This is a genomic window from Streptomyces sp. NPDC006335, assembly GCF_040612795.1.
In the GTDB taxonomy this organism is placed as follows: Bacteria; Actinomycetota; Actinomycetes; order Streptomycetales; family Streptomycetaceae; genus Streptomyces.
In genome coordinates this window covers 164,958-173,173 of record NZ_JBEXQX010000003.1, presented here as the reverse complement: position 1 = coordinate 173,173, position 8,216 = coordinate 164,958, and the positions used below count along the sequence as shown (strand labels likewise).

General features: G+C 74.5%; 8 protein-coding genes and 1 pseudogene. 4 read left to right on the top strand and 5 right to left on the bottom strand.

Annotated elements, in window-relative coordinates:
• Positions 1-117 precede the first annotated feature (117 nt).
• From ABZ098_RS11545 to ABZ098_RS11535, 3 genes are all read left to right on the top strand, one after another.
• Positions 118-828 carry a glycosyltransferase family 2 protein gene (locus tag ABZ098_RS11545; RefSeq protein ID WP_356589659.1) on the top strand — a complete coding sequence of 237 codons (711 nt, stop codon included), beginning with the start codon at positions 118-120 and terminating at the stop codon, positions 826-828.
• Positions 825-1,433 (top strand): DUF2064 domain-containing protein, encoded by a 609-nt coding sequence (locus ABZ098_RS11540; protein WP_356589657.1) that lies wholly within the window; start codon positions 825-827, stop codon positions 1,431-1,433. Before ABZ098_RS11545 ends, ABZ098_RS11540 begins: the two co-directional genes overlap by 4 nt.
• A gap of 347 nt (positions 1,434-1,780) precedes the next feature.
• A complete protein-coding gene (locus ABZ098_RS11535) occupies positions 1,781-2,581 on the top strand; it encodes a class I SAM-dependent methyltransferase (RefSeq protein WP_356590502.1) in 801 nt (266 codons plus the stop codon).
• Here ABZ098_RS11535 and ABZ098_RS11530 read toward each other — a convergent pair.
• Both ABZ098_RS11530 and ABZ098_RS11525 read right to left on the bottom strand, forming a co-directional pair.
• A pseudogene (locus ABZ098_RS11530) lies at positions 2,470-2,874 on the bottom strand (hypothetical protein); the annotation flags it as partial. The gene ABZ098_RS11535 and the pseudogene ABZ098_RS11530 overlap by 112 nt on opposite strands.
• The gene (locus ABZ098_RS11525) at positions 2,874-4,100 is read right to left on the bottom strand and encodes a molybdopterin-dependent oxidoreductase (protein ID WP_356589655.1); all 1,227 of its coding nucleotides are present in this window, start codon (positions 4,098-4,100) and stop codon (positions 2,874-2,876) included. The gene ABZ098_RS11525 and the pseudogene ABZ098_RS11530, both read right to left, overlap by 1 nt.
• Before the next feature lie 93 nt (positions 4,101-4,193).
• On the opposite strand from ABZ098_RS11525, the gene ABZ098_RS11520 reads away from it, so the two are divergent.
• A complete protein-coding gene (locus ABZ098_RS11520; RefSeq protein WP_356589653.1) occupies positions 4,194-5,534 on the top strand; it encodes a hypothetical protein in 1,341 nt (446 codons plus the stop codon).
• A 45-nt stretch (positions 5,535-5,579) separates the two neighbouring features.
• Here the strand turns inward: ABZ098_RS11520 and ABZ098_RS11515 are convergent, their stop codons facing one another.
• The 3 genes from ABZ098_RS11515 to ABZ098_RS11505 all read right to left on the bottom strand — a co-directional run bounded on the left by ABZ098_RS11515 (position 5,580) and on the right by ABZ098_RS11505 (position 8,143).
• Positions 5,580-6,716: an NlpC/P60 family protein gene (locus tag ABZ098_RS11515; RefSeq protein WP_356589651.1), complete on the bottom strand. Its 1,137-nt coding sequence runs from the start codon at positions 6,714-6,716 to the stop codon at positions 5,580-5,582.
• A gap of 112 nt (positions 6,717-6,828) precedes the next feature.
• On the bottom strand, positions 6,829-7,362 hold the full coding sequence (locus ABZ098_RS11510; RefSeq protein WP_356589649.1) for an RNA polymerase sigma factor: 534 nt from the start codon (positions 7,360-7,362) through the stop codon (positions 6,829-6,831).
• 115 nt (positions 7,363-7,477) lie between these two features.
• A complete protein-coding gene (locus tag ABZ098_RS11505) occupies positions 7,478-8,143 on the bottom strand; it encodes a M15 family metallopeptidase (RefSeq protein ID WP_356589647.1) in 666 nt (221 codons plus the stop codon).
• Positions 8,144-8,216: the final 73 nt, after the last annotated feature.

Sequence of the window (8,216 nt, the reverse complement as noted above, 5' to 3'; positions counted from 1 at the left end):
TGCTGCTGCTCCATGCCGCCAGCCTCGCACCGTGCGCGCGAATGTGCCGCGGGCGGCCGCCGACGTCCTTGTTTCGTAAGGAGCCGGAGTCCGGTTTATCCGTTCTGCGTTCGTAGGGTGAAAGCCGTGACGACCCCTTCAACGAACGAACCGGCGGCGTCCGTGGACGTCGTGCTGCCCTGTCTGGACGAGGCCGGGGCCCTGCCGTGGGTGCTGGAACGGATTCCGCCCGGCTGGCGCGCGCTCGTCGTGGACAACGGCTCCTCGGACGGCTCGGCCGGCATCGCCGAGGCTCTCGGCGCGACCGTCGTCCGCGAGGAGCGCCGCGGTTTCGGCGCCGCCTGCCACGCGGGGCTGAGCGCGGCCACGGCCGACATCGTGTGCTTCTGCGACTGCGACGCCTCGCTGGACCCCGCGGACCTGGTGCCGTTCGTGGCCGAGGTGCTGTCCGGCGAGGCGGACCTCGTGCTCGGCCGGCGCCGCCCGCAGGGCCGCGGTGCCTGGCCGCCGCACGCCCGGGCGGGCAACCTCGCGCTCGCCCGGCTGCTGCGCCGCCGCACCGGCCTGCGGCTGCGCGACCTGGGCCCGCTGCGCGCCGCCCGCCGCGAACCGCTCCTCACCCTCGGCCTCACCGACCGGCGCAGCGGCTACCCCCTCCAGATGGTGGTGCGGGCGGCCGACGCCGGCTGGCGGATCACCGAGCACGACGTGCCGTACCACCCGCGCACCGGCGCCTCCAAGGTGACGGGCACCTGGCGGGGCACCTGGCAGGCGGTGCGGGACATGAGCCAGGTCCTGTCCGAGTCCGGGACGGGGGTGCGCGCGTGACCACGCTGCTCGTCATCGCCAAGGAGCCGCGGCCGGGACGGGTCAAGACCCGCCTCACCCCGCCGTTCACGCCCGGGGAGGCGGCCGCGCTGGCCGAGGCGTCCCTCGCGGACACCCTCGACGTCGTGGCCCGCACCCCGGCCCGCCGCCGGGTCCTGGTCCTGGAGGGGGCGCCGGGCCCCTGGCTGCCGCCGGGTTTCGAGGTCGTACGGCAGTGCGCGGGCGGCCTCGACGAACGGCTGGCCGCGGCCTTCGCGGGCTGCGACGGCCCGGCCCTGCTGATCGGCATGGACACGCCCCAGGTGACTCCGGAACTGCTCACGGTGGACTTCGCCGACTGCGAGGCGTACTTCGGGCCCGCCGAGGACGGCGGCTTCTGGGCGCTGGGCCTGGCTGAACCGGACCCCTCCCGGCTGCGCGGGGTTCCCATGTCGACGCCCCGCACCGGCGCGGCCCAGCGCGCCCGGCTGAGCGACCTGCGGGTACGGGATCTGCCGCCGCTGCGGGACGTGGACACGGCGTCCGACGCGGCACTGGTCGCCCGGGCGGCCCCGCACGGACGGTTCGCGGCGGAACTGGCACGGCTCGCGGGGGTGCCGCGGTGAGGGGGTCCCAGGTCGGCACCGCGACACGGCCCGCCGGGGACACGGCACCCGTGCGGCCGGGCGGCGGCGAGACGGGGCCCGGGCCCGGGCCGGCCGAACCTCCGCCCCACGGCACCCTCGACAACCCACGCCCCCGAACCGACGTCATCGGGCGCCCACGGAACACCGACCGCCCACCCCGGGAGCCGGCCACGGCCAGGGAACCCGGCGCGCAGTCCGGCCCCGGGGCGCCCGCCGCGGACCCGGAGCCGGCCACGGCCGTCGTGACCGGCCCGCGCCCCGGACCGCGGCCGGCGCTCCCGGGCGCCGGTACCCGGACGTCCGACGCTCCCTCCGGCGGCCGCCGGGTGGAGGGAGACGGCGTCGACGGTCCCCGGCCGCGTGCGACGGACAGTGCCTGGTCCGTCGACCCCTATGCGCGGGCCCTGCGCACCGGACGAGGGCCCCTCTTCCTGCGCCGGGCCGACGGCTGGCTGCTCCCGCTGGAACTGGAGCGCTGGTGCGCCGCCGCGGACGCCGCGGACCTGGAGGTGCTGCGGCGCTGCGAGGGGGCGGTGCTGGATGTCGGGTGCGGTCCGGGGCGGCTCGTCGCCGCGCTCGGCGCCCGGGGCCGGCGAGTGCTCGGCATCGACGTGAGCGAGGCGGCGGTCGCGCGGACCGTCGCGCTTGGCGGGCAGGCCCTGCGGCGGTCCGTCTTCGAGCCCCTGCCCGGCGAGGGCCGTTGGGGCACCGCACTGCTGATCGACGGCAACGTCGGCATCGGCGGCGACCCGTCGGTCCTGCTCGAGCGGACGGCTCAACTCCTCAGGTCCGGCGGCCTGTTGATCGCCGAGACGGTCACCGACCCGGACCTCGACGAGCGGGTCCAGGTGCATGTCACCGACGCCCGGGGCGCGGTCGGTGACCCGTTCCCGTGGGCCCGGCTCGGCACCCCGGCCCTGCTGCGGCACGCGGCCCGCACCGGCTGGGCGTGCGTGGATCAGTGGACGGCGGGCGGCCGTTCCTTCGTCGCACTGCGCCGCCGGACGAGCGTCGGCCTGCGCCGCCGTACGACGAACGCCACCGCCGAACCGCCGAAGAGCACGGCCGTCACCAGCAGCCAGCGGGCCAGGAAGCCGTCCGGGGACAGGCCGGTCGCCGAGGCGTAACGGTCCGCGACCTGCCCGCTGATCAGCGGGAACCACACGAGCAGGAGCAGCAGGGAGAAGGCGGCGGGGACGCGGACGTACAGCACGTGCCGTCCCGCCGCCCTCACCAGCGCCCGGTCCGCCGCCGCGTACAGCGGCAGCAGCACCAGGTCGTGCAGGACGGCCGCCCCCACGAACCACAGCGCGATCCCGAACCCGTCCCCCGCCAGCAGCCGCACCCCCGCGTATCCCGCGAGGGCGAACGAGCAGACGAGCAGGAGGAGTTGGAGGGGGCTGCCGAGAGGGATCCGCATCACAGGTCTCCGAAGGTCAGCCGGGACACCCACTTGGTGTTGAGCACACCGGGCGCCGCGGGCACGATGATCCGGGCCGGGTGGCCGTGGTCGGGGGTCAGGTCCTCGCCGTTGACGGACAGGGCGAGCAGGGACCGCGGGTCGGCGACCTGGTTGGCGCGCAGGGCGGCCCGCCGGAAGGCGCCGTGCCGTTGCAGCGACTCCACGAAGAGGTCCGGCGGATCGTCCTCGTAGCCGACGAGCGCCGCGAGGTCCCGCAGCCGCACCCCGCGCCACCACTGGTCGGAGGTCGACCAGCCCTCCACACAGGCGATGGGCAACGCCGAGCTGTGCAAGGGGAGTCGGAGCAGGTCGGCCCGGCTGAGGCGGACCGTGCGGCCGTCGCGCCCCGTGACGACCAGCCGCCAGGCCTCCGCACCCGTCTCCGCGGGATCGATCCCCGCGTACCGGGCGGTCTTGTTGATCTGGAAGCCGGCAGGGCCGGAGGCCGGCTGGCCGCCCCCGTGCGGGGCGAACAGGGCGGTTCTACGGAGCACACCGTCGAAGCTCTGCCCGGCCGTGGTGAGGAACAGCAGCAGCGAGCCGCCCCCGACGAACCAGAGCGCCCCGCGCCGCGACACGGTCGGCTCAGCAGGGTTCGGCGACACCAACTCGGTTTTCTCCTCGCGGAGTCGACGCAGGTTGCGCAGCGCGAGCGGTGTCTTCAGCGCGGCGTGGGCGATGAACGCGGTGAAGAACACCCACGCCCCGTAGAAGTGCAGCGGGTAGAAGGAGCCCGGGAAGACGTAGTCCAGCTGGACGTTGAGCACCCCGGTCACGAACTCGAACAGGGCGCCGCCGACCAGGAGCAGCAGGGAGATCCGCTCCAGGGCGTGGGCGAGCGAGCGTGCGGGCGGCAGCGTGAACAGCTTCGGCACCACCGACCACAGCTTGGCCAGCAGCACCGGGATCAGGGTGATGCCGAGGGTGACGTGGACACCCTGGTTCAGCCGGTAGAGCCAGTGCGGGTCGGTCGGCCAGGAGAAGAGGTAGAAGCCGAGGATCCCCTTGTCGGGGGTCTTGTCGTTCACCGGCGACAGGTCCGGGTTGTAGGCCGCGTACGACAGCAGCCCCGTCACGAACAGCAGGGTGACGCCGCCGAGGAGCACGATCCCGAGGACCGAGGTGAGCCAGGGGCCGCGCAGCGGACTGCGCCAGAAGGAGGGTGCGAAAGGAGACCGGGCCATGCCCCGACGGTAGGTCCGCGGCCCCCCGGAAACGGGCCCGCGAACCATGACGAAAGTCTGACGTCGTCGCATGTCAGCCGTCCGGGGGCGCGCATGCGGCCTAGCGTCGTCGGCGTGAACCGGGACCTCCTTCGTGACCTGTACGCGGCCGTGTGCGCCGCGCTCCTCGTGCTGACCGCCGTCCTGGTCGGCACGGTGATCCAGCACCGGGACGGCTCGCTCCGGGTCGGCTGGCCGCCGCTCCTGGCGAGTTGGGACCCGCACGTCGGCCCCGGCACCCCGGCCGCGGTGGTCGTGGCGGCCGCCGTGGTGGTCCACGGCCCCTCGCTCGCCGCCCGCCTCACCTGGCGTCCGCTGCTGCTCTCCGTCTGGGGCGCGGGCCTGGCCTGGACGTGGTCGCTGGCCCTCGTGGACGGCTGGCACCGGGGCGTCGCCGAGCAGCTCACCACCAGGAACGAGTACCTGCGGGCCGTCGGCCGCTTCCACGACATCCCGGCGGCCCTGCGGGACTTCACCCGGCACATCCTGATCGACTCGCCCGACAACTGGGGCGCCCATGTCGCCGGGCATCCCCCGGGCGCGACCCTCACCTTCGTCCTGCTCGACCGCGCCGGGCTCGGCGGTGGCGGCTGGGCGGGGACCTGGTGCATCACCGTCGGCACGACCGCGGCGGTCGCGGTCCTGGTCGCCGTACGGACCCTCGCCGACGAGTCGCTCGCCCGCCGCGCCGCGCCCTTCCTGGCCCTGGCCCCGGCCGCGGTCTGGGTGGGCACGTCGGCCGACGGGTACTTCGCGGCGGTGGCGGCCTGGGCGGTGACCCTGCTCGCCCTCGCGGTGCGCGGTGTCCGGCCGGTGCTCAACGGCTTCGGCTCGGGGCTGCTGTTCGGACTGACCGCCTATCTGTCGTACGGCCTGACGCTCATGGCGGTCGTCGCGGGGGCGGTGCTGCTGCTGGGCCGGGGTTCCGCCCTGCGGCCCCTGCTGTTCGCCCTGGCCGGTCTCGTGGTGGTGCCGGTCCTGTTCACCGTGGCGGGGTTCGACTGGTGGGAGGCGTACCGGCTGCTGGTCACGCGCTACTACCAGGGCGCGGGCGGGGTGCGGCCGTACGGGTACTGGGTGTGGGCGAACCTCGCGTGCACGGTGCTGATCGTGGGGCCGGCGACGGTGGCGGGGCTGCGGCGGGTCGTCGTCCGGCTACGGCGGCGCGAGGACCGCGGTGATCTTCCGCTCCCTCTGCTGGTGCTCAGCGCCCTGCTCGCCCTTCTCGTCGCCGACCTGTCGGGGATGAGCAAGGCGGAGACCGAGCGGATCTGGCTGCCGTTCGCGGTGTGGCTGCTGCCCGCGTGCGCCTTTCTGACGGGGGCGCGCGGCTGGCTCGCCGTGCAGGCAGTGCTGGCCTTGCTCCTCAACCACCTGTTGCTGACGGGGTGGTGAGGACGCGACCGGACCGGCCGAGCGGCCGGTCCGGTCCGGAGTCGGTCAGCAGGTGGCCACGCCGTCCAGCCAGGCCGGGCCCTTGATGTAGATGTTGGTCATCCACGAGCCGTCGGTCAGTTTCGACCAGGCGTCGTTGGTGTAGCCGTCGGCCGTCACCTCCTGGGCGTGCTTCTGGCAGACCACGTTGACCGTGGTCGGCTGGGCGAAGTAGTCGACCACGGCGGCGTTGACGTTGGGCTCGCTGTGGGTGCGCACCCCGGTGCCCCAGGTCTGGAACGCCTTGCTGCCACCGGACGGCGGCGGGGTGCTGCTGCCGCCGCAGTCCGGGATGCCGGGCAGCCAGGCCGGGCCCTTGATGTAGATGTTCGTCACCCACGAGCCGTTCGCGAGCTTGGCCCAGGCGTCGTTGGTGTAGCCCTCGGCGCTCACGGTCTCCGCGTGCTGCTGGCACTGGACGGACACCTGCGTCGGCCCGGCGAAGGTGTCGACGACGGCGGAGCCCACGCTCGGCGACCGGTGGGTGCGCACGCCGGTGCCCCAGGTCTCGAAGACGGTGCCGCCGTTCGCGGGCGGCGGGATCGGCGTACCGGAGCCGTTGATGCGGACCGCGCCCGCGTAGTCGCCGCCGGTGCGCGCTGAGGTGACCCGGATGTGGGTGCCCGACTCGTACGCCTCGACCATCTGTCCGCCGCCCAGGTACATGGCGACGTGGTGGATGTGCCCGCTGCCCCAGAACATCAGGTCGCCCGGCAGCAGCGGGGCGGTGCCCTGCCCGGCGGAGAACCGGGCGGAGGCCTGCGAGCTGTGGTACTGGTCGTCGGCCGTGCCGTTGAGCAGGTCCTTGCCGGTCGCCCGGTAGTAGGCGTACCGCATCAGGCCCGAGCAGTCGAAGCCCTTGCGCTCGCCGTCGTGGAGGCTGTCCGGGTCGGAGCCGTCGTAGAAGCCGTAGCTGGCCCCGGGGGTGGCCGCGTGGCCGCCGCCCCAGCTGTACCAGACGCCGATCTGGGAACAGGCCGCGTCGACGGCGGCCTGCGCGGTGGCCGAGGCGCCGGGCGCGAGGACACCGCAGGTGGCGTCCTGGGCGGCGTGGGCCGGGGCGGAGAAGAACGCGGTGAGCGCCAGCGCCGAGGCGCCCAGGATCGCGCCGCTGGTCCGACGGCGCGTGCTGATGGTCTGCAAGGGACTCTTCCTTCGTCGAGAGGGCGCCGGCGGGATACCGGTGACGCCGGGGGGAGACGCGGTGGGAAACCCGGGTGGCACACCCCACCCCCGTGGAGGTGCGCCACCCGGGCTAGTTGTGGAGGGCGGCGCGCATCTTGGCGAGGCCGCGCAGGCGGTTGCGCTGGACCGTGCCGCGGTGGGCGCCGAGGCGCTCCCCGGCCGTGTCGTGGGTGAGTCCCTCCAGGTCGACGAGGATCACCGCGGCGGCCTCCTTCTCGGAGAGCATCCCGAGCAGCGCGAGCGCCGTGGCGGAGGCCTCGTAGGAGTCGAGTCCGCCGTCCCAGCCGGCGTCCGGCAGCTCGTCCGTGGTGCGCTCGCGGCGGGAGGGGTGCTGCCAGGAGTCGCGCAGCAGGTTGAGGGCGACGGCGCAGGTGTAGGCGTACGGGTGCTGCTGCCGGGTCAGGCTCTGGGAGCGGGCCCGCCGGGAGAGCCGCAGATAGGTCTCCTGGAGCAGGTCGTCGGCGTCGTGCGGGTTGCCCGTCAGTGCCAGCAGCCGTCTTCGCAGGCGTGGCATGTCGGCCGTGAAGGACGCGTCGAAGTCCCCCGGGCTCACCCGGTCGTCGGTCTCGCGCGGCGGTGGCGGGCAGGTGGCGTGGCTGTGCATTTCTCTCCCCCTTGCGGTGATCCCTGCGGGGATCCCTGCGGTCGTCGCGGTGATCCCCGCGGTCGTCGCGGTGATTGCTCGCGGCGGTGGTCGTGCGCTGTCCCCGCTCCGGTGGTCAGGCCGGGCGGCGCGGCGGGTCGGCGGGGCCGTAGCGGGCGGCCGGTACGCGGCGCAGCAGGGCCCAGTACCGGTCGCCGTACGACCAGTGCCACCACTCCGTCGGGTAGTTGACGAACCCGGTCTCGGTGAGCACCCGGCCCAGCAGGGCCCGGTACTCGCGCGCCTCGGCGCCGATGCCGGGCGCCTCGGTGCGGCAGGCGCCCGCGCTCTCCTCCGGGGTCGCGTTGACCTCGGTGCCGAGCGGCAGTTCGCGGCCCGTGTGGTCGCACAGGGTCAGGTCGACGGCGCCGCCGCTGACGTGCGGGGCGACCTCAGGCGGCGAGATGTACGCGCTCGCCAGCTCACGGATCCGTTCTTCAGCCGCGTCCGGGTGAGCCCGCCGCATGGTCGCCGCGTACTGCTCGAAGTACCGGCGCTGGAGGTCGGGCGGCCGGTACCCCTCCACCACCAGCAGGCGGATCCCCGCGGGCAGCAGCCGTTGGGCCCGCACGAGCCGCCGCAGCGCGCCGGCCCGCAGATGGGCGTAGCTGCCCTCGTCGTCGGCCTGCCGGGAGTCGAGGAGCAACTGCCCCTCCTCCCGCAGGTCGACGAGCGGTTCCCCGCATTCGTCGTGCGTCACCGCGGCGACCCTGGGGTCCGCGAGCGTGATGATGTCTGTCACGGGAAGAGCGTCGCGCGCGCCTCTGCAAATGCTCTGCAGATCGCCTGCAAGCGCCGGACCAGCGGTTCTGCAG

What these genes read in the sequence shown, in the direction of transcription:
- ABZ098_RS11525 (WP_356589655.1), bottom strand. Translation starts at nt 4,100, where the DNA reads ATGGCCCGGTCTCCTTTCGCACCCTCCTTCTGGCGCAGTCCGCTGCGC.
- ABZ098_RS11520 (WP_356589653.1), top strand. Translation starts at nt 4,194, where the DNA reads ATGCGGCCTAGCGTCGTCGGCGTGAACCGGGACCTCCTTCGTGACCTG.
- ABZ098_RS11510 (WP_356589649.1), bottom strand. Translation starts at nt 7,362, where the DNA reads ATGCACAGCCACGCCACCTGCCCGCCACCGCCGCGCGAGACCGACGAC.